12 protein-coding genes are annotated in these 19,930 nt (G+C 64.1%); 8 read left to right on the top strand and 4 right to left on the bottom strand.

All coding sequences use genetic code 11. The features are described from left to right. Window positions 1–21: 21 nt before the first annotated feature. A complete protein-coding gene (locus tag K3146_RS10475; RefSeq protein WP_221546230.1) occupies window positions 22–1,629 on the top strand; it encodes a hypothetical protein in 1,608 nt (535 codons plus the stop codon). A 3-nt stretch (window positions 1,630–1,632) separates the two neighbouring features. Here K3146_RS10475 and K3146_RS10470 read toward each other — a convergent pair whose 3' ends face one another. After that, on the bottom strand, window positions 1,633–4,407 hold the full coding sequence (locus K3146_RS10470; protein ID WP_221546229.1) for a phosphoenolpyruvate carboxylase: 2,775 nt from the start codon (window positions 4,405–4,407) through the stop codon (window positions 1,633–1,635). Between the two features lie 223 nt (window positions 4,408–4,630). On the opposite strand from K3146_RS10470, the gene mtnP reads away from it, so the two are divergent. From mtnP to putA, 3 genes are all read left to right on the top strand, one after another. After that, window positions 4,631–5,503 carry an S-methyl-5'-thioadenosine phosphorylase gene (gene mtnP, locus K3146_RS10465; RefSeq protein WP_221546228.1) on the top strand — a complete coding sequence of 291 codons (873 nt, stop codon included), beginning with the start codon at window positions 4,631–4,633 and terminating at the stop codon, window positions 5,501–5,503. After that, window positions 5,500–6,987: a glycerol-3-phosphate dehydrogenase gene (gene glpD / locus K3146_RS10460; RefSeq protein ID WP_221546227.1), complete on the top strand. Its 1,488-nt coding sequence runs from the start codon at window positions 5,500–5,502 to the stop codon at window positions 6,985–6,987. Before mtnP ends, glpD begins: the two co-directional genes overlap by 4 nt. Window positions 6,988–7,084: 97 nt before the next feature. Further along, the gene (putA, locus tag K3146_RS10455; RefSeq protein ID WP_221546226.1) at window positions 7,085–10,222 is read left to right on the top strand and encodes a bifunctional proline dehydrogenase/L-glutamate gamma-semialdehyde dehydrogenase PutA; all 3,138 of its coding nucleotides are present in this window, start codon (window positions 7,085–7,087) and stop codon (window positions 10,220–10,222) included. Here putA and K3146_RS10450 read toward each other — a convergent pair. From K3146_RS10450 to K3146_RS10440, 3 genes are read right to left on the bottom strand one after another with little or no spacing between them, the layout of a single operon-like run. Further along, window positions 10,219–11,286, bottom strand: coding sequence for an AI-2E family transporter (locus K3146_RS10450; RefSeq protein WP_221546225.1), 1,068 nt, complete (start codon window positions 11,284–11,286; stop codon window positions 10,219–10,221). The genes putA and K3146_RS10450 overlap by 4 nt on opposite strands. A 22-nt stretch (window positions 11,287–11,308) precedes the next feature. Then, window positions 11,309–13,840 carry a DNA topoisomerase (ATP-hydrolyzing) subunit B gene (gyrB, locus tag K3146_RS10445; RefSeq protein WP_221546224.1) on the bottom strand — a complete coding sequence of 844 codons (2,532 nt, stop codon included), beginning with the start codon at window positions 13,838–13,840 and terminating at the stop codon, window positions 11,309–11,311. A 56-nt stretch (window positions 13,841–13,896) separates the two neighbouring features. Continuing rightward, window positions 13,897–14,685: a PIG-L deacetylase family protein gene (locus tag K3146_RS10440; RefSeq protein WP_221546223.1), complete on the bottom strand. Its 789-nt coding sequence runs from the start codon at window positions 14,683–14,685 to the stop codon at window positions 13,897–13,899. A gap of 95 nt (window positions 14,686–14,780) precedes the next feature. Between K3146_RS10440 and K3146_RS10435 the strand changes: the two genes are divergently transcribed. From K3146_RS10435 to K3146_RS10420, 4 genes are all read left to right on the top strand, one after another. Further along, window positions 14,781–16,166, top strand: a complete 1,386-nt coding sequence (locus tag K3146_RS10435; protein ID WP_221546222.1) for an L-serine ammonia-lyase — start codon at window positions 14,781–14,783, stop codon at window positions 16,164–16,166. Window positions 16,167–16,247: 81 nt separating this feature from the next. Further along, window positions 16,248–17,375: an Acg family FMN-binding oxidoreductase gene (locus K3146_RS10430; RefSeq protein ID WP_221546221.1), complete on the top strand. Its 1,128-nt coding sequence runs from the start codon at window positions 16,248–16,250 to the stop codon at window positions 17,373–17,375. Further along, complete coding sequence (locus K3146_RS10425) at window positions 17,372–17,818, top strand: MarR family winged helix-turn-helix transcriptional regulator (RefSeq protein WP_221546220.1); 447 nt, start codon at window positions 17,372–17,374, stop codon at window positions 17,816–17,818. Before K3146_RS10430 ends, K3146_RS10425 begins: the two co-directional genes overlap by 4 nt. Window positions 17,819–17,845: 27 nt before the next feature. Next, entirely contained in the window at window positions 17,846–19,387 is a 1,542-nt protein-coding gene (locus tag K3146_RS10420; protein ID WP_221546219.1) for a class I adenylate-forming enzyme family protein, read from the top strand. Window positions 19,388–19,930 lie beyond the last annotated feature (543 nt).

Raw genomic sequence — 19,930 nt, 5'->3', positions numbered from 1 at the left:
GGGGCTTGGGGGATTTGGCCGATGACGAAGATCGAACGCGAGTTCGGCGGACCGTGGATGAACGAGCATCGCTCGGTGATGAAATTCCATCGCCGCCGGGCGCAAATTCTCGAGGATGGGACGGGCGATCTCGCGGGCATCCTTGCCGAACGTGGCAAGGCATTGGGCGCCTTCATCACCGATGAGGCGGGCAAGGATCGCGAGCTCTGCGTGACCGGATCGGGCTGGTCGCAGAGCGATCTCTACCATAATCTGTCGACCCACCTGGATAGCGAAGGCGATACGGGCATCTGGCCTGTACCGGAGGAGGCATTCCGCGACGGTGTCGAGGGCCGACACCGCTATGTCATGGTCACCGGCGGGACCAAGATCCACACGCTGATGGAATGGCTCGGCAGGGCAGGCCGTGACCTCTCGCTGCGGACAGCGGGATCGCACAAGGGGCAGAGTGTCGCCGGCCTTGTAGGGACCGGCTCGCATGGTTCCACCTGGGAGGAGAGCGGCTGCGAAACACATGTACACGGCATCCAGCTTTCGACCGGGAACGAAAAGTCGGTCTGGCTTAGCGATCCAGCCAAGCAGGTGCTGCGGGACGAGTGGGTAGAGCACTTCGCCGATATCGGCGATCCGGTACACTTTGCCGATGCTCGCGTACACCTTGGCGGCATGGGCTATGTTTCCGCCTATCTGATCGAGGCGGTCGACGAGTTCTACTGCGGCCTGGTCAAGCGTGCGCGCGTCTTGCCCGGCGACTGGTTCGAGCTTGTCGAGCAGGGGAGGATCGCCGAGGCCATGGGCGATGTCGCCCAGGGTCGCAGCCCGCGCTATTACGAACTCACTTTCGATCCCTTCGACGGCGCTGCGAACGAGGTGCTCGAGACGATCTGGTTCGATCTCGACAGCAGCGGCAAGCCCGACAATCTGGGCGAACAGGTACGCCACACCTCGCTCGAGGCAATCCGCGAGCGGGGCGCGCAGGGCTTCATCGACGTCACGCGCAATCCGCTGGCCGCGGAGATGATCGAGGCGCGGCTGCGCGATTTGATCGACGTGCCGCAAATGATCTTCGACGACTTCAAGGAGAACGACGCCTGCGACGAGGCGGAGGTGCCGCGCACGCTGGCGCAGCTGACCGCCGAATGGCACCCGCACAAGCTGATGGGCATCCGCGTGGACGTCTACAACGCGGCATTCGCCGTCCCGCGCGAGCGGCTTGGCGAAGTCATGCGGATCGCGCGCGAAATGGCCGAGGGCGAGAATAACGTGCGCCAGTTCAGCAAGGACTTCGTCTACACGGTGCGCTTTGCCAAGAAGAGCCCGGCGACCATGGGTTTCCTGCGTTTCGACGACAATGCGATCATCAATATCGACGGACTGCCGAAGAACTTCATCCTCGGCACCGACGCGCATCTGGCCGCCGAGCGGCTCCAGCACCTGCTCGACAAGGCCGGTATTCCCTTCGCCATGCATTGGGGCAAGGATGCGCAGATGGGCGCGAAGGCCATCCGCAAGCAGTATGGCGATGCGGCAGTGGATGCCTATCGCGCGACGCGCAAGGCACTGCTCGGCAATAGGGCGGGGGTCTTTATCTCACCGGCCCTCGAACAATGGGGACTGCAGAGCGAGTAAGCCCTATCCGTGCGCGCCGAAGAGATTGGCGATGGCCGTGCTGATCCTGAGGTTCAAGGCATGCGCTTCCTCGATGGGATCGATGAAGTCGCGGCGGATCGCGTCGTAGCCCTCGCCGCCCTGCCGCGGATACTGCGCGCTTTCGTCCATCGCGAAATCGCCGGTGACCGGATAGCTCGCCGGGAAGGCACGGCGCATCTGCGCCAGCGCCTCGTCGACGCGCAGGGTGAACACCATCTCCAGCACGTCGCGCCGGCTGATGTCGTTGGCGCGGCTGAAGGCGGGGACCGACACTGCCTTGAGGAACATGTGCTGCAACAATGCGAGGCGTAGCGATTGCAGCACGCCGATGGTGCGACGGAGCTGCTCGCGATCGGGATGCGGGTCCTCGTTGGGGACCAGTTCGAACAGGCGGTGCAGCTTGAGCGCATCGACCCGCAGGCGCGAGGCAAGGCGGCGGAATACGCCGTTGCGATCGTCGGTAATGAGATATTCGGCGAGGTTTTCGCAGGCGCGCGCCAGATGTTCTTCGGTCCCGCGATAGGGGCGGCTGGCCCAATAGGCCGAATTGAACAGCTCGCCATAGGCGGCGACCGTCTTGATGCTGGCGAGCGCATTGGAGGCGCGAACGAGCCGCATGATCTGCCGCCCGCGCGGACTCTCGCGCAGCAGTTCGGCGATGTCCTCGTAATTGCTCTCCGCCGCGCTGCCGACGCCCGCGATGATGTTCACCGGATAGCCGAGCTGCTGGAGGATGGCATTGTGCGGAATGGCGCGGATCTGGCGCAGGCTCATCTCGCGCTCGGCGCTGAGATCGGACTGGCGACGCGAGACCCGGCTGCCGGTGGTGTTCAGCAGCCCGAGACCGAAGGCCGTCACCGCGCGGCTGTATGTCCGGCTTGCGAGATGATCCTGCTGGTGATCCTTGATCGCACGGTAGAAATCGAGGCTGAGATCGGTGCGCCGGTAGAAGGGATCAGTCGGTGCGTCCGGGTCGGTATCCGCTGGAGCAAGTTCGGCGATGGTCGAGAGCGTAGCGCGTGCGAGCTCGGGCGTTGCAAAGAACAAATAGCCGTCGCCGCCCTGGAAGCTGGCTTCGGGTTCGAGCTGGATGCCGGCGCGTGCGAAGCGGCGGCGCGCCCAGGGACTCATCGGCCATTCAAGACGGTCCTTGAAGCTCGCGGGGTGGGCACCGCGACCCATGCCTTCACCGTGGGTGTTGAACACGAGCGCCGCGACATCGGTCAGGCCGTTCGCAACCATCGCGCCTGCAAGGCGGCCCTGGAGGCGCTCGATCGCGAGGCTGGCCGGGATTTGCCCGACGAAGCGGCCCGCGTCCGAGAAGCCGGTCTGGATCGCGATACGTCCGCGCTTGCGCGCATAGTCCTGATAGGCGTCCTCGCGCAGCAGGGCATCGAGGAAGCGCCCGCCGTGTTCGAGCGCGGTCTCGGTCTCGAACAGCGGCGAGACATCGACCTTGTCCTCGATCCCGAACAGCTTGGCGAAATAGAGGGCGGACAGCACGGTGGCGGGCTGTTCGCATTCGGCCACCAGCATGCGGATCGGCGCATCGGCATCCACGTGTTTGAGGATCTGCGCCATGGCGAGGAACTGGCGAACGGCCGTGCTGCTCTCGACTGCAAGCGAGGCGAAATTGGCAGACAGCGGATCGGCATTCTTGACCAGATCGCGCAGTGCACCGAGCGCGCCCTGGCTGCCTAGATCGATATCGGCCCCGCCCTCGATGCGGCTGCGGATGGCGTTGTGCAGCTGCTTGGCGTTCACGCGGAAATGGATGAGGCCCATGCCCAGCCCGTCGGCGCGCATGGCGGCAGCCAGCGTCTTGAGTGCGACGGCCTTGTCCTGGTCAGCCGAAAGCGCCTCTTCCTCGAGCTGCGAGATGACGGGCGCCAGGCTGAGCAGCTTGTCGTCGCCATTAGCCGTCAGCCGATTGGCGGCGGCGGAAAGATCGGCATGGTCGGACAGGTCGCCCGCAAACTCCTCGGCACTCGCTGCGGTGCGCTTCTGCGCCTTGCGCAGTGTGGCGAGGAGGCTGTGCGCCGGATCGATGGCTTCGAGCTGGTCGGCATAGCGACCGAGCCGCTGCGCCTTTTCCGACAGGCGGAAGGCGATCGATGTGTACCACTTGATGTCGGTCCGCCCGTCCATGTCGTATCCGACCCAGCTGGCGAAGCGGAAAGGCAAAGGCTCGAGCTCGCGCCAGCGATCGGGCCAGTTGCCAGCCGCGCAGCCGAACAGGCTGGCATTGATCGCGTCGCGCGCATCCTGCGCATTGGCCATCGCCGCCATCGCGCGTTCGTGCTCGAATTGCAGCGTGATCTCGGGCCGTTGCGGGTCGACCGGCGCAACCGCCTTGCCTCCGGCAGCTGCCTCGGCGACGATCTCGGTCTGTGCAGGGGCCAGCAGGAATGTCGGGTGCGCAGTGAAAACGACGTGTAGCTGCGGGTGCGACCAATGCTCGCGAAAGGCCTCGAAACCGCCGGTATCCTGGCAGAACGCGGTCATGCGCTTCTGCGTGTCCTGCGGGGTGACGAGGTTGCACATCCGGTCCGCGCGCGCTTCGAGCGAACGTGTCTCGAGTTCGCCGATCAGGGCAGAGAAATCTTCCAAAGTGTGCTCGCCCGCTTCCAATTCGCGCGAAAGGTCGTGCGCGAGCTGGAAGACCGGATTGAAGAGCGGCGTTTCCTGGGTCCGCTTGTGCAGCTCGCGCAGCCGGTGCGTGAGCGTTGCGAAAGTAAGCGGTTGCAGCTCTGGCACGTCGGAAATCCTCCTGTCCTCTCCAATAGGCCAATTGCGCGGGAAAGTGCCAGCGGAGTCAAGCAGGCGCGCTGCATTGCAGCATGAATAGGATTGCGCCGAAGCTGGTGCTTTACTTGTCGGCGGCATTTCTCCAACCCTGCCATATCGTTAACCCAAAGCGCCAACCCTGCGGTGACAGCCTTGGGGCCAAGGCAGGCGTGGGGCATCAAGGGGCATAGATATGAGCGAATGGACCATCGGCATTATCGGGGGCTCGGGCCTCTATGCGATGGATGCCCTAGAGGATCGCCAGTGGATCGAGGTCACTTCGCCCTGGGGCAAGCCCTCGGACAAGATCCTGTGCGGGACGATCGGCCATGTACGCGTGCGATTCCTGCCGCGGCATGGGCGCGGGCATTCCGTCATTCCGTCAAAGGTGAATGCGCGCGCCAATATCGATGCCCTCAAGCGTGCTGGCTGCACCGATATCCTGGCGATCAGCGCGGTTGGTTCGCTTTCGGAAGACCTGCCGCCGGGCCGCTTCGTTTGCGTCGACCAGTTCATCGACAATACCAAGGGACGTCCCTCCACCTTCTTCGACAATGGCTTCGTGGCGCATGTGTCGATGGGCGATCCGGTGTGCGAGCGGTTGTCGAAGTTTGCGGCCAAGTCCGTCGAACGTGCTGGCGGAGAAGTGACGCAGGGCGCGACCTATCTCGCCATGGAAGGCCCGCAGTTTTCGACCCGGGCAGAAAGCAAGCTCTACCGGCATTGGGGCGCGGAGGTGATCGGCATGACCGGCATGCCCGAAGCCAAGCTCGCGCGCGAGGCGGAACTGCCCTACGCGTTGCTCGCAATGGTCACCGATTGGGACAGCTGGCGCGAGCAGGAGGCTGCCGTAGACGTGGCCGAAATCATCGAACAGATGGGCAAGAACTCGGAGCTGGCGGTCAAGACGGTCGAGAAATTCTGTAAGGGCCTACCCAAGAAGCGCACCCCATCGCCGATCGACCGGGCCCTGGACGACAGCGTGCTGACAGCGCCTGACAAGCATGACCGCGAATTGATGTCCAAGCTCGACGCGGTGGCTGGGCGCCTGTTCCGCGTCGAATGACCGATACTCTCGACCTTCTCGTCATTGGTGGCGGCATCAATGGCGCCGGGATCGCTCGCGACGCGGCCGGGCGCGGCCTGAGCGTGCAGCTGGTCGAAAAGGACGATCTTGCCTCGCACACCTCCTCGGCCAGCACCAAGCTGGTCCATGGGGGGCTGCGCTATCTCGAGCAATTCGAGTTCCGGCTGGTGGGCGAGTCCCTGCGCGAGCGCGAGGTGCTGCTCGCCAATGCGCCGCATATCATCTGGCCGCTGCGCTTCGTCCTGCCCCATGAACCAAGCATGCGGCCGAAATGGATGCTGCGCGTGGGGCTCGCGATCTACGACCGGCTGGGCGGACGCAAGACGCTGCCCGGCTCGAAGAAGGTCAGCCTCCAGGTCGCGCCGCATCGCGCGATCCTGCAGGACCATTTGACTGCGGGCTTCGAATATTCCGATTGCTGGGTGGAGGATTCGCGCCTGGTGGTCCTCACCGCGATGGATGCGAAACTGCGCGGGGCAACGATCTCCACGCGCACCGAATGCATCGGGCTTGCGCGGCACGGCGATCACTGGCTCGCGACCCTGCGCGACGGGCAGGGCGAGCGCGTCGTTGCGGCAAGGGCAGTCGTCAACGCCGCCGGCCCATGGGTCGACCGCGTTGCCAGTACGGCGCTGGGGCAGGGAACGCCTGCGCACCTGCGGCTGGTCAAGGGCAGCCATATTATCGTGCCGCGCGCCTATGCCGGCGACCACGCTTATATCTTCCAGCAGGCCGACAACCGGATTGTCTTCGCCATCCCCTATGAACGCGATTTCACGCTGATCGGCACGACCGACCTGCTCTATGAAGGCGATCTCGACCGGGTGGAGATCACGGCGGAGGAGCGCAGCTACTTGCGCAAGGCAGTCACCCAATATCTGAAGAGCGGCGTGACCGAAGAGGATATCGTCCACACCTATGCCGGCGTGCGCCCGCTCTACGAGGACAAGGCGGCAAGCAATTCCACCGTCACGCGCGACTATGTGTTCGAGATCGACAGCGAAGGCGGTGCGCCAATCCTGTCGATCTATGGCGGCAAGATCACCACCTATCGCAAGCTGGCAGAGCACGCGCTCGCCAAGCTTTCGCGGCACATGGACATTCCGGGCGAGGCCTGGACTGCCGCGGCTCCGCTGCCCGGCGGCGACATCGAGGACGCCGATTTTGCGCGCTTCCTGTGGGAAGCCTCCAACCGGTTCGACTGGCTACCCCCCGAGCTCCTGCTCCGGCTCTGCCGCGCCTATGGAACGCGTGTGGACGATGTGCTGGGTACTGCGCGCTCGCTTGGCGACATGGGGCGGTGCTTCGGCGGCGATCTTTACGAGGCGGAAGTCGAGTATCTCGTGACAGAGGAATTCGCCCGCAGCGCCGATGACGTGCTGTGGAGGCGCAGCAAGCTCGGGCTCCACCTGCCGCAGGAAGCGCATCAGGTGCTCGAGCGTTGGTTCGCCGATCGCGCCTGACGAACGCTGCGCCCCGGCGCGGAATTCACAAAGCTTGAAAGGGCAGTGCGTCGGGTCCAAGTGCGCAGCCTTGGTAACGCCAATTATCCGGAGTCGCATGGCCCTGCACGATCCAGTCCGTCTCACCCCTATCTCCCGCCAGAACCTGCGCGAAGCCTATCGCGCGGAGGAAAACGCCTGCGTCGCCCATCGCATGGCGCAGGCATCGGGGGCGGAAAAACTGCACGGCGAGGCGGCGAAACTGGCCACGCGGCTGATCGAAGGCGCGCGCCGCCAGAAGGCGAGCGGGATCGATGCTTTCTTGCAGCAATATGGCCTCGCGACCGAAGAAGGCGTGGCGCTGATGTGCCTTGCCGAAGCCTTGCTGCGCGTACCCGATGCGCCGACCGCCGATGCGCTGATCCGCGACAAGATCGGCGATATCGACTGGGCGGAGCATATGGGCGAAAGCTCCTCCACCTTCGTCAATGCCGCCACCTTTTCGCTGATGCTGACCGGCGAAGTGCTCGAACGGCCCGAAGAAGCACAGCGCGGCATGGGCAAGACGCTGAAGCGCACGGTCAACCGCCTTGGCGAACCCGTGATCCGCAAGGCGACCTTGCAGGCCATGCGCATCCTCGGTGGGCAGTTCGTCTATGGCCGCACGATCAATGAATCGGTCAAGCGTGCCGCGCCCGAGCGCGCGAAGGGGCTGACGCATAGCTTCGACATGCTTGGCGAAGCGGCGATGACCTATGAGGATGCCGAACGCTATCGGCAGGCCTATGAGCGCGCGATCGACCGGCTGGCGCGAGAGGCCTCGGGCAAGGTTTCGACCAGCCCCGGCATTTCGGTGAAACTCTCCGCGCTCCATCCGAAATACACCTTCTTCCACGCCGACAAGGCAGTCACCGACCTGCTGCCCGTGCTGCGCGATCTCGCCGCCAAGGCGCGCGATGCGAATATCCATTTCACCATCGATGCCGAGGAAGCCGACCGGCTCGAGCTGTCGATGGACATCATCGAGGCACTGGCGCGTGACGACAGCCTCTTCACCCGCGAAGATGGCAGCCAGTGGGAAGGCTTCGGCCTTGCGATCCAGGCCTATCAGAAACGCGGCCTGCCGATGTGCGACTGGATCGCACGGCTGGCCCGCAAATACGATCGCAAGTTCTTCGTCCGGCTGGTGAAGGGCGCCTATTGGGACACCGAGATCAAGCTCAGCCAGGTTGGCGGCTTTACCGATTATCCCGTTTTCACGCGCAAGCTCGGCACCGATGTCAGCTACCTCGCCTGCGCGGAAAAGCTCTTCGCCTGCGACGATGCGATCTACCCCGCCTTCGCCACGCACAATGCCTATACGATCGGCGCGGTGAAGGTGCTGGCTGGTTCAAAACCTTTCGAGTTCCAGCGCCTCCACGGCATGGGCGAGGACGTGTACGACGCGCTCGCGCAGGCCGAGGGAAATTCGCGGACCAATGTGCGCATCTACGCGCCCACCGGCACGCATAAGGACCTGCTCGCCTATCTCGTGCGCCGCCTGCTTGAAAACGGGGCCAACTCCAGCTTCGTCAATCGCATGGCCGATGCCGAGGTCCCGGTGGAAGAGCTGGTTACTTGCCCCATCGCCGACATGCGCGCGCTCGAACCCCATCGCAATCCGGCGATCCCGCTGCCGACCGATATCTTCCCCGACAGGGTGAACTCTGCAGGCATCGATCTCAGCGATCCGCTCGTGCGCGAACCCCTGCTCGAGCGCCTCGAAGCTCTGGAAGCGAAGCAGTGGCGCGCCGAGCCGTCGTTCATGTCGGGCGCGGAAGGCGAGACGGCTCCGATCAACAAGCCGCACGATTTGACGGCGCAGGTCGGAACGCGCCGCGACAGCCTCGATTTCGAGGTCGAGGAAGCGATCTCGCGTGCCGAAGAGATCCAGCCTGGCTGGAATGCGCTCGGAGGCGCCAAGCGCGCGCTCCTGCTCGAAGCGGCGGCCGATTTGTTCGAAGAGCACACCGACGAATTCCTCTCGCTGTGCCAGCGCGAGGCCGGAAAGACGCTTCAGGACGCGGTTCTCGAACTGCGCGAGGCGGTCGATTTCCTGCGCTTCTACGCGGGCGAGGCCCGGCGCCTGTGCGAAGGATCGTTCGCGCTTCCCGGACCTACCGGGGAAGAAAACCGCCTGAGCCTGAACGGGCGGGGCGTGTTCGCCTGCATCAGTCCGTGGAACTTCCCGCTCGCCATCTTCATCGGCCCACCCGCTGCTGCACTCGCCGCGGGCAATACGGTCGTGGCCAAGCCCGCCGAGCAGACGCCGCTGATCGCAGCCCTCGCGGTCGAGCTGTGTCACAAGGCAGGTATTCCCGAAGAGGTGTTCCAGCTACTCCCCGGCGCGGGCGATGTGGGCGAGATGATCACTTCCGATCCGCGCATCGCGGGGGTGGCTTTCACCGGCTCGACCCAGACGGCGCAGGCGATCAACCGCAGCCTCGCCATGCGCGATGGCCCGATCGCGACCTTCATTGCAGAGACCGGCGGCCAGAACGCCATGATCGTCGATAGCACTGCTCTGCCCGAACAGGTCACGCGCGATGTCGTCGCCAGCGCATTCCAGAGCGCGGGCCAGCGCTGTTCGGCGCTGCGCGTCCTGCACATCCAGGAAGATGTCTATGACGAGATGATGCGCATGATCCGCGGCGCATTCGAGGCGCTGACGATCGGCGACCCGGAACAGCTTCCGACCGACGTCGGCCCTGTCATCGATCCTGATGCCAAGGCCGCACTCGAACGCCATGTTGCGCGCCGCAAGACGGGTGGAGCGCAGGTGTGGCGTCGCAAGCTCCATCGCGGCTCGTCGAAGGGCTGTTATGTTGCCCCGACGATCATCGAGCTTGATTCAATCCTCGACCTCAAGCGTGAGAACTTCGGGCCGGTGCTCCACGTCGTGAAGTACAAGGCATCCGAAATCGGGCGAGTGGTCGATGAGATCAACGCCACCGGTTATGGCCTCACGCTCGGCCTCCATAGTCGCAATGACGACATGCGCGAATTCGTCGAGGCGCGGGCGCGGGTCGGCAATTTCTATGTCAATCGCAACCAGATCGGTGCCGTGGTCGAAAGCCAGCCCTTCGGCGGCGAGGGGCTATCAGGGACGGGCCCGAAAGCGGGCGGTCCGCATTATGTCGCGCGCTTCGCGACCGAGCGCGTCGTCTGTATCGACACGACGGCTGCGGGCGGCAACGCGAGCCTGCTGGCAAGTTAGGCGGCAGCTTTCTCGCGCTGCTCGGCGAGGATGCCCCAACCGGCAAGGAACAAGCCTGCCACCAGCGGGCCGACGACGATGCCGGACAGGCCCATCAGCGCGATGCCGCCCAGCGTTGTCACGAGAATGAGCCAGTCGGGGATGCCCGTGTCACGGCCGACGAGGATCGGGCGCAGGACATTGTCTGCCATGCCGATCAGCGCCACGCCGGAAACGAGCACCACCACGCCCTCCCAGATCGCTCCGGTAGCGAGCAGGTAGATGGCTGCGGGCCCCCAGACGATGGCGGGGCCAAGCGCGGGCAGGAGCGAGGCGATCGCCATGATGACCCCGAGCAGCAGCACGGAAGGAATGCCGACAATCCAGAAGGTGACCGCGCCCAATGCGCCTTGGACGAGGCCCACGACCACCGATCCCTTGATCGTCGCGCGCACGATACCGAGGAACCGTTCGGCGAGGCGATCCGCCACGCTGCGGTCCATCGGCAGAGCCTTGAGCACCGTTTCCCCGATCGCGCGGCCGTCGCGGATCAGGAAGAAACTGACGTAAAGCCCGATGGCGAAGGCCAGCACGAAGCCGAACACGCTGCCGCCAATGGCGATCGCCTGCTGCGCAATCAGGCCGAGGCTGGCCTGCAGAAATTCCTGTGCGCGCTGGAGCAGCTCGCCGAAATTGCCGAACCCGCTTTCGTCGAGGTTGGCCTGAAGACCCGCCGGCAATGCGGAAAAGACCTGCTCGAAATACATGGCGACGTCGATCCGCCCTTCGCGGAAGGCGAGCACCAGCCGCGCCGCCTCGGCAACTACGCGGCTGCCGATCCACATGGCCGGGATGATCACCGCGATGAAGATGACGAGCAGGGTCAGGCCTGCCGCTTGCGATTCCTTGCCCGGGCGCCGCTTGAGGAACCAGCCGTATAGCGGCTGGAACAGGATCGCGGCGAGCGTCGCCCACAGTAGTGGCCCCCAAAAGGGCAGCACCACAAGCAAGGCCGCAATGCTGACCAGCGCAAGGAAGAGCAGAAACCCGCCGTGCTCGATACGCAGCTTGCCGGTGTCATCCATCGCTTGCCCCCTTGCAGTGTGATCAGACGTCGAGATTGGCGACGTTGAGCGCGTTCTCCTGGATGAATTCGCGGCGCGGTTCGACCACGTCGCCCATCAGGCGGGTGAAGATCTCGTCGGTTACGTCGGCATCTTCGACCTTCACCTGAAGCAGGGCGCGGTTTTCCGGATCGAGCGTGGTCTCCCACAGCTGCTCTGCGTCCATTTCGCCCAGGCCCTTGAAGCGGCTGACCTTCAGCCCCTTGCGGCCCGCGGCCATCACCGCATCGACCAATTGGGTCGGCAGGATCAGCGCATCGTCGCCGACGACCGGCGTGTTGTCTTCCGCCTCTTCTACATCGTCGCTTTCGACTTGCTCTTCGGCGTCTTCCTCGCTGCCGCGGATGAGGCGAACAGGCGAAGCGTAGACTTCGGCATTTTCTTGCGTGACACGGTGCAGCTTGCGCGCCTCGGCGCTTTCGAGGAAGCGGCCTTCGATCTCATGCACGTCGGTAACGCCGCGCCAGACGCGGTGGAAGCGGACATGGCCATCCTCGCCCATTTCGGCGGACCACTGGGCTTCCGGATCGCCCATCTGGAGCTGTGCTGCAGCCTTGGAAAGTGCTGCTGAACGGTCGCCGCCCGCCGGATCGAGTGCACCTGCCAGCGCCATCGCTTCGATGATCTGCGCGTTATATTTGCGCGGCACGTAGTTCATGTGGTTGTGTACGCTGAGCGCGTGCTGGACCAGCGCCTCGAGCTCGCCCGATGCGCGCGCACCGCCGGCGGTTTCGAGGATGCGGCCCTGAAGGCCGGCATCGATCAGGTAACGATCAAACGCGGCCTGGTCCTTGAGATAGACCTCCGACTTACCGCGCACGACCTTATAAAGCGGCGGCTGCGCGATGTAGAGGTGCCCGGCCTTAACGATTTCCGGCATCTGGCGGTGGAAGAAGGTCAGCAGAAGCGTGCGGATATGCGCACCGTCGACGTCGGCGTCGGTCATGATCACGACCTTGTGATAACGCAGCTTCTCAAGGTCGAATTCGTCGCGCAGACCCGTGCCCATCGCCTGGATCAGGGTGCCGACTTCCTTGGAAGAGATGATCCGGTCGAAACGCGCACGCTCGACATTGAGGATCTTGCCCTTCAGCGGAAGGATTGCCTGATACTGGCTGTCGCGGCCGTTCTTCGCCGAGCCGCCTGCAGAATCACCCTCGACCAGGAAGAGTTCGGCCTTGGACGCATCGCGCTCGCGGCAGTCGCTGAGCTTGCCGGGGAGCGAGGCAATGCTCATCGCGCCCTTGCGGCTCATCTCGCGCGCGCGGCGCGCAGCTTCGCGGGCGGCGGCGGCGTCGATGATCTTCTGGATGATCGCCTTGGCTTCGTTGGGGTTTTCTTCCAGCCATTCGCCCATCTTCTCGCCCATCAGGCTTTCCAAGGGCTGGCGGACTTCGGAGCTGACCAGCTTGTCCTTGGTCTGCGAAGAGAACTTGGGATCGGGCAGCTTGACCGAGACGATGGCGGTGAGGCCTTCGCGCATGTCTTCACCCGAAAGCGAGACCTTCTCTTTCTTCATCAGCCCCGAATTGGTCGCATAGTTATTGAGCGTACGCGTCAGCGCGGCTCGGAAAGCGGCCAAATGCGTGCCGCCGTCGCGCTGGGGGATGTTGTTGGTGAAGGTGAGGACGTTCTCGTAATAGCTGTCGTTCCATTCGAGGGCGACATCGATCCCGATGCCGTCCTTCTCCGCAGACACGGCGATCGGGTCGGACACCAGCGCCTGCTTGTTGCGGTCGAGATATTTCACGAAGGCCGCGATGCCGCCCTCGTAATAGAGATCGTGTTCGAGCGGCTCTTCCGGGCGGTTGTCGCGCAGCAGGATGCGCACGCCCGAATTGAGGAAGGCCAGCTCGCGGTAGCGGTGCTCGAGGCGGTCGAAATCGAACTCGGTGACGTTCTTGAAGGTCTCGTCGCTCGCCATGAAGGTAACGCGCGTGCCCTTCTTGAGGCCGTTTTCGTCTCCGTTGGAGGCAACCGGCGGAGCATCGCCCAAGACGCGCAGGCTTTCGACCGCATCGCCATGCTCGAAGCGCATCCAGTGCTCCTTGCCGTCGCGCCAGATGGTGAGTTCGAGCCATTCGGAGAGCGCATTGACGACCGAGACACCCACGCCGTGCAGGCCGCCGGACACCTTGTAGGCGTTGTCGTCGCTGGTGTTCTCGAACTTACCGCCCGCGTGCAGCTGGGTCATGATGACCTCTGCGGCAGACACGCCTTCTTCCTTGTGCATGTCGACGGGGATGCCGCGGCCATTGTCCTCGACGCTGACCGAGCCATCGGCGTTGAGTTCGATCAGTACGAGGTCGCAGTGACCGGCCAAAGCTTCGTCGATGGCGTTGTCCGACACCTCGAACACCATGTGGTGGAGGCCCGACCCATCGTCGGTATCGCCGATATACATGCCGGGGCGTTTTCTGACTGCATCGAGGCCCTTCAGGACCTTGATGGAATCGGAGTCGTAAGCGTTCTTCTTCGGCGCTTCTGCGCCCTGTTCTGGGGTGTTCTCGTCCATGCCAAGCATATAGGCTCTGAAGGGGGGAATCCCAAGCTTTCAGGCCAGTTCGCGCGCTATTTTTCCACTGCCCGGGGCGAGGCCGGAAATGCGGCACGGAAATGCACTGCGCCTTGCCAGATCGTCGCGTGGAAAAGGTCTGCGATCTGCGCGCGCGATGCCTCGTCGAATTGTGTTGCGTGACAGTCGATTGCCGCTCGTGAGGCGGCCAGGTCCGCGTCGCCATATTCGTGACGGATCGGCAGCAGCGCAGGATCGGTTTCCGCCCAGTCCTGCATCTGCGGGATTGGCGGCAAGGTACCCTTGGGTATACCGGGATAGACCAGCGCGGGCCGGCCTTCTGCCATGGACTGTACCACCTGCGTGACAAGCGCGTGCACCATCCGGTGATCGCCATGGCCATAGCCGCCGTCGGGACCCCAGGTGACGACGAGGTCGGGCTGCCAGTCTTTGATGAGTTCGGTCAGATCGGCAGTGAGCAGGCGCGCCGGACTTTCCGCAGCGCGCGGCATCTCGCCCAGCGTGCCATCGCCGTAATCGAGGAAGGTCGTGCCTGCGAGCCCGAGCGCCGTGGCAGAGCAGCGGGCCTCCTCGCGGCGCGCTTCGGCCAGCTCTTCTCCCGGCTCAAAAGCGGAGACGCCGGGCCCCCTGTCACCGCTCGTGGCCAGAACGAGCATGATCTCGTCCCCCTGCCGCGCCGCATTGGCCAGGGCGGGAGCTATGAAAATCTCGTCATCGGGATGGGCGAAGATTGCGAGCACCCTGCGCGGCTGCTCTTGCGGAGCCTCCTGCGCCAATGCGCTCGCCGCAACGCATGCCAAAGCCACGGCCATCATTCGCTTCATGGCGATCTCCCTTGGCATGACCCTAGGGCCGGGCGGGGGCAAATCAACAGCAATTTCCGATTACAATTGCAACCAGATATGGCAATGAGGAGGCTATGCTTTCGGTGCTCGACATCTTCCGGATCGGGATCGGTCCCTCTTCCTCGCATACGGTGGGGCCGATGCGAATAGCGCGGACATTCGTGCGATCCTTGGCGAAGTCAGGAAAGCTGGATCAGGTCTGCCGTCTTGCGGTCGAACTGCAGGGGTCGCTGGCGCTGACGGGCATCGGACACGGCACCGTCGACGCGACGATCCTAGGCCTGATGGGCTTCGCGCCCGACACGAGCTGCCCGGATGAGGCGGCACGGGCCCTCGAAGCCGTGCGCAAAGAGAAGCATCTGCAGCTATGCGGCAAGCGTCCGCTTGCCTTCGACCCTGCCTCGGACATCGAGCTTGCCGGACACATCATTCCCGACCTCCACCCCAATGGAATGACGCTTGCCGCCTTCGATGGCGAAGGGGTGAAGCTTGCTGAGCGGACCTATTATTCGACCGGCGGCGGTTTCGTGGCATCGGAAGCGCAGCTGAAGCGCAAGCCCAAGGGCGACCGGATCAACACCGGCGCGCTTGCTCCGTTCGATTTCGGTTCAGCCGGGGAGTTGCTCGCCAGCTGTGAGGCGACCGGCATGTCGATTGCAGAGCTGGTACTCGCCAATGAGGATGCCTTCCGCCCGCGCGAGAAGACACTCGCCGGGATCGACCGCGTGGCGCAGGCGATGGACCAGTGCATCGAGCGCGGGCTCACGCAGCGCGGTATCCTTCCCGGCGGCCTTAAGGTCGAACGACGCGCGCCCGACTTGTGGGACAAGCTTTCCGCCAACCCGCAATCGAACGAGCGCGAGCAATTGTTCGACTGGCTCAATTGCTATGCCATGGCGGTGAATGAGGAGAATGCTGCGGGCGGCCGGGTGGTCACCGCCCCCACCAATGGGGCGGCGGGGATCATCCCTGCGGTCATCCGCTTCTACTGCGTTACCAATGACGAGCAGCCTTGCCGCGACAGCCGCAGGACGTTCCTGCTGACGGCGGGCGCGATCGGCCTTCTCTACAAGCAGCGCGCGAGCATTTCGGGCGCGGAAATGGGATGCCAGGGCGAAGTCGGTGTGGCCTGTTCGATGGCGGCGGGCGGGCTCGCCGCGCTTTGGGGCGCGACCCCGGCACAGGTCGCCAGCGCGGCGGAGATCGGGATGGAGCACAATCTTGGCCTGACCTGCGATCCGGTTGGCGGTCTGGTGCAGGTGCCGTGTATCGAGCGCAATGCCATCGGTGCGGTAAAGGCGGTCAATGCCGCACGGCTCGCGCTCCACCGCACAGGGGCGGAGAGCACAGTCAGCCTCGACCAGGTGATCGAGACCATGCGCCAGACCGGGCTCGACATGAGCAGCAAGTACAAGGAAACCTCGCAGGGCGGACTGGCGGTCAACGTCATCGAATGCTGACTGGCTGACCCTCCCTCTATGCGATCTTGACGATAGGGATCTCTGTATATAGTTAGATAACTAACTAAAAGGAGAGCGAGTGTGGGTGTTTCGCGCAGGACGGTGCTGGCGGCAGGTTTTGGCGGGTTGGCGCTTGTCGCCGCGGGTGGGGCCTGGCGGGTCACCCGGCTGCCGACTACGGCATTCGAACCGTGGGATCTGGACCCCACTCCGCCAACCGATATTCGTCTCGACGCCTTCCGGCACGCAATCCTCGCTCCCAATCCGCATAATCGCCAGCCGTGGGTTATCCGGCTGGTCGGAGAGGACGAAGCGATTATCACCTGCGATCTCGACCGCCGTCTGCCCGTTACCGACCCCTTCGATCGGCAGACGACGATTGGTTTCGGCACCTTTCTGGAGACTGCCCGGATCGCTGCCGAAGAACGCGGCGTGGCGATGGAGATCGATCCCTTCCCCCACGGGTCCGACGATGCCGTGCTCGATGCCCGGCCGGTCGCGGCGCTGCGATTCGTCGAGAATGGGGCCGCGCGCGATCCGCTGTTCGGACAGATTGTCAGGCGACGTTCGAACAAGGAAGAATACGACCTGTCGCGTGCAGTCGCCGATACCGACCTGTCGCAGATCGTTGCGGCAGGGGGTGGTTACACGAACGACCCGGAACGAGTGTCGGTCCTCCGCGACGAAATCGTCACAGCCATCGAGACCGAGATGACCACTCATGCCGCGAATATGGAAAGCGTCGAACTGATGCGGATCGGGCATCGGGAAGTCGATGCCAATCCCGACGGGATCGAGCTCTACGGGCCGATCATCGAAGCGGGCAAGCTTGCCGGCATGGTCAATCGCGAGGCTCTCGCCGATACGGACAGCACGGGCTTCCAGCAGGGGCTTGAAATGATGCGCGCAACCTATGGTTCGATCCCCGCGCTGATCTGGATCGCTACATTGAGCAACTCGCGCGAGGACCAGCTGGAGGCCGGGCGCCAGTATGTTCGGGCAAATCTCCAGGCAACCGCGCTTGGCCTCGGCATGCATCCGATGAGCCAGAGCCTGCAGGAATATCGTGCGGTCCAGCCGATGTTCGCCCGCGTCCACGAGCTATTGGGGGTCGGGGCAGGCGAACGGGTGCAAATGCTCGCGCGAGTGGGTTATGGCCCCGAGACCGGGCCGACGCCGCGTTGGCCGCTTGAGAGCCATATTGCATGACATCGGAAGACCCGCTTGCCTTTCGCGTGTTCAACGAAATCGGGATCATCGACCAGCTTGCCACCCACGCGGCAACGCAGGCGCTGCCCGGCGCAATGACCAATGCGCAATTCGGTATCCTCAACCACTTTGTGCGGTTGGGCCACGAGTGGCGGACGCCCGCCCAGCTCGCGAGTGCCTTCCAGGTCAGCCGCCCGACCATGAGCAACACGCTCGCACGGCTCGAACGCGGCGGCTTCGTGTCGATCAAGCCCGATCCCGAGGATGGGCGCGGCAAGCGGGTCTCGATCACCTCGAAGGGCCGCGCCATGCGCGAAGAATGTATCGCCCGGCTTGGCGAGCCGCTGGCCGAACTCCAGTCGCAGGTGCCCGAGGATCTGCTCGAAGAATTGCTTCCGCGCTTGACGCGGCTGCGTGAAATCCTCGACCACATGCGCGACTGAATTATCGCGCAAGGGGAGAGCACGCGCATGCTTGAGAATTTGCAGGCCGCATTCGGCTCGTTCCCGCAGATTCTGGCGAATTGGGCTGAGAGCCAGCCCGACCGGATCGCGATGCGCGATGACGGTGGTGAGATCAGCTGGGCCGAGCTCGGTGACCGGGTGGAGCGCGTCGCTGCCCGCCTGCTCGAAGATGGGCTGGAGCGCGGCCAGTCGGTCGCAATCCTTGGCTATTCCAGCGTGGCCTACGCCTTGGTGTTCCTCGCAGCCGTGCGGGCGGGCGGCGTGGCTGCTCCGCTCACGACCAGCGCCAGCGCCGACCAGCTCGCGGGCATGGCACAGGATTCGGGGGCGGCGCATATCTTCATCGACCGGGCGAAGCTTGCCGAACTGGGCGAGGATTGCTTCCCCGGCCTGACCCGCATCGTGCTCGACGAGGAACTGGATGAGTGGATGGCGCCTGAGGGAACCACGGCTCCCGCGGTCGAGCACCAGCCCTCCGACCCGTTCAATATCATCTACTCCTCGGGCACGACCGGTACGCCCAAGGGCATCGTTCATTCTCATCAGATGCGCTGGCGGCAATTCGCGGTTACGGCGGCGAGCTGGCTCGAGGCTCGGCTGGAGGTGCGCACCCTTGCCTCGACCCCGCTCTATTCGAACACCACGATGGTCGCCTTCCTGCCCGCGCTGCTTGCGGGCGGCACGGTGCGGGTGATGGGCAAGTTCGATTGCATGCGCTGGCTCGACCACGCGCAATCCGACCGCAGCACCATCACCATGCTGGTCCCGGTCCAATACCAGCGCCTGATGGACGAGCCGCGCTTCGAGGAGTTCGACCTCTCTTCGCTGGTGCTCAAATATTGCACTTCCGCACCTTTCTCGGCCGAGCTCAAGCGCGAGGTTCTTGCCCGCATGCCGGGCGCGCTGATCGAGATCTATTCGATGACCGAGGGGGGCGTCGTCTGTCTGCTCGAAGCGCATAAATTCCCCGACAAGCTCCACACGGTGGGCAGGCCTGCGCCGGGTAGCGAACTGAGGGTGCTCGACGACGAGGATCGCCCGGTCGAACCCGGTACACCGGGCAACCTCATCGGCCGCAGCCATACGATGATGAGCGGCTACAAGAACCGGCCCGAACAGACCCGCGAGGGGTACTGGACCGATCCCGCAACGGGCGACGTGTGGCAGCGCATGGGCGATATCGGGCGGGTGGACGAAGAGGGCTTCGTCGAACTGGTCGGCCGCGCCAAGGACATGATCATCTCGGGCGGATTCAACATCTATCCGGTCGACCTGGAAAATGCCTTGCTCGAAGAGGAGGATGTACTCGAAGCTGCCGTGATCGGAATGCCGTCGCGCCAGTGGGGCGAGACGCCGGTCGGCTTCGTGCGGCTGGCCGAAGGCGGGCGCGAAGCGGAAGAGGTGCGCGATGCGGTCAATGCGCGGCTCGGCAAGACCCAGCGGCTAGCTGCGCTTGCGCCCATAATGGAAATGCCGCGCAGCCATATCGGGAAGCTGCTCAAGAGCGAGCTCCGCGAAGAGGCTGCGCGGCTTGGGATGCCCGGCTAGGCCTCGGCCTGCCGGGTATCGATCGCGAATGGGATCAGACGAATGCCGGCGACAGCATCATGCCCGAAAGGCCAGTCGCGAAGATGAGAACGGCCATCCGGCCAAAGAGTGTGCTCATGAGAGGTTCCTTACGTGTTTGCGCAAGAAGATACGCGCGTAGCTTTGCGAAGGTTACACGCGCTCGGCGGCGGTTCGAGACGCGACCCCGACACTAGGGGGAGGGGAGAGGAGGTGTCGGCGGCCGCGTCTCTACTCGCTGCCATATCGCCTCCGGGGGAGCCGCCACCTGCGTCAGGAGAGTCGCAGGATCAGCATTGCTGGGCCGCTGGCCCGGAGGAAGGCGACGACAGGCTCGCTTGGAGGAGGGACTGTCGCCATCTCGTTGCCGGCGGGGAGTAGATTGGGAGGGACATCCCGCGTCGGCTGTGAGGCTTGTAATAATGTTGCCAATCACTGAACTAAAGTGAGAAAAGGTCAGGCTTTGTTGCGTTCTGCGCAAGTGAGGCATGGCCTCTTGGCGCTCTCTCTCCGGGGGAGGCGGTT

Origin of the sequence: Qipengyuania vesicularis, assembly GCF_019711415.1 — a bacterium.
In the GTDB taxonomy this organism is placed as follows: Bacteria; Pseudomonadota; Alphaproteobacteria; order Sphingomonadales; family Sphingomonadaceae; genus Qipengyuania; species Qipengyuania vesicularis.
Note: the sequence above shows the minus strand (reverse complement) of the source record. Positions and strands in the feature narration are given on the sequence as shown.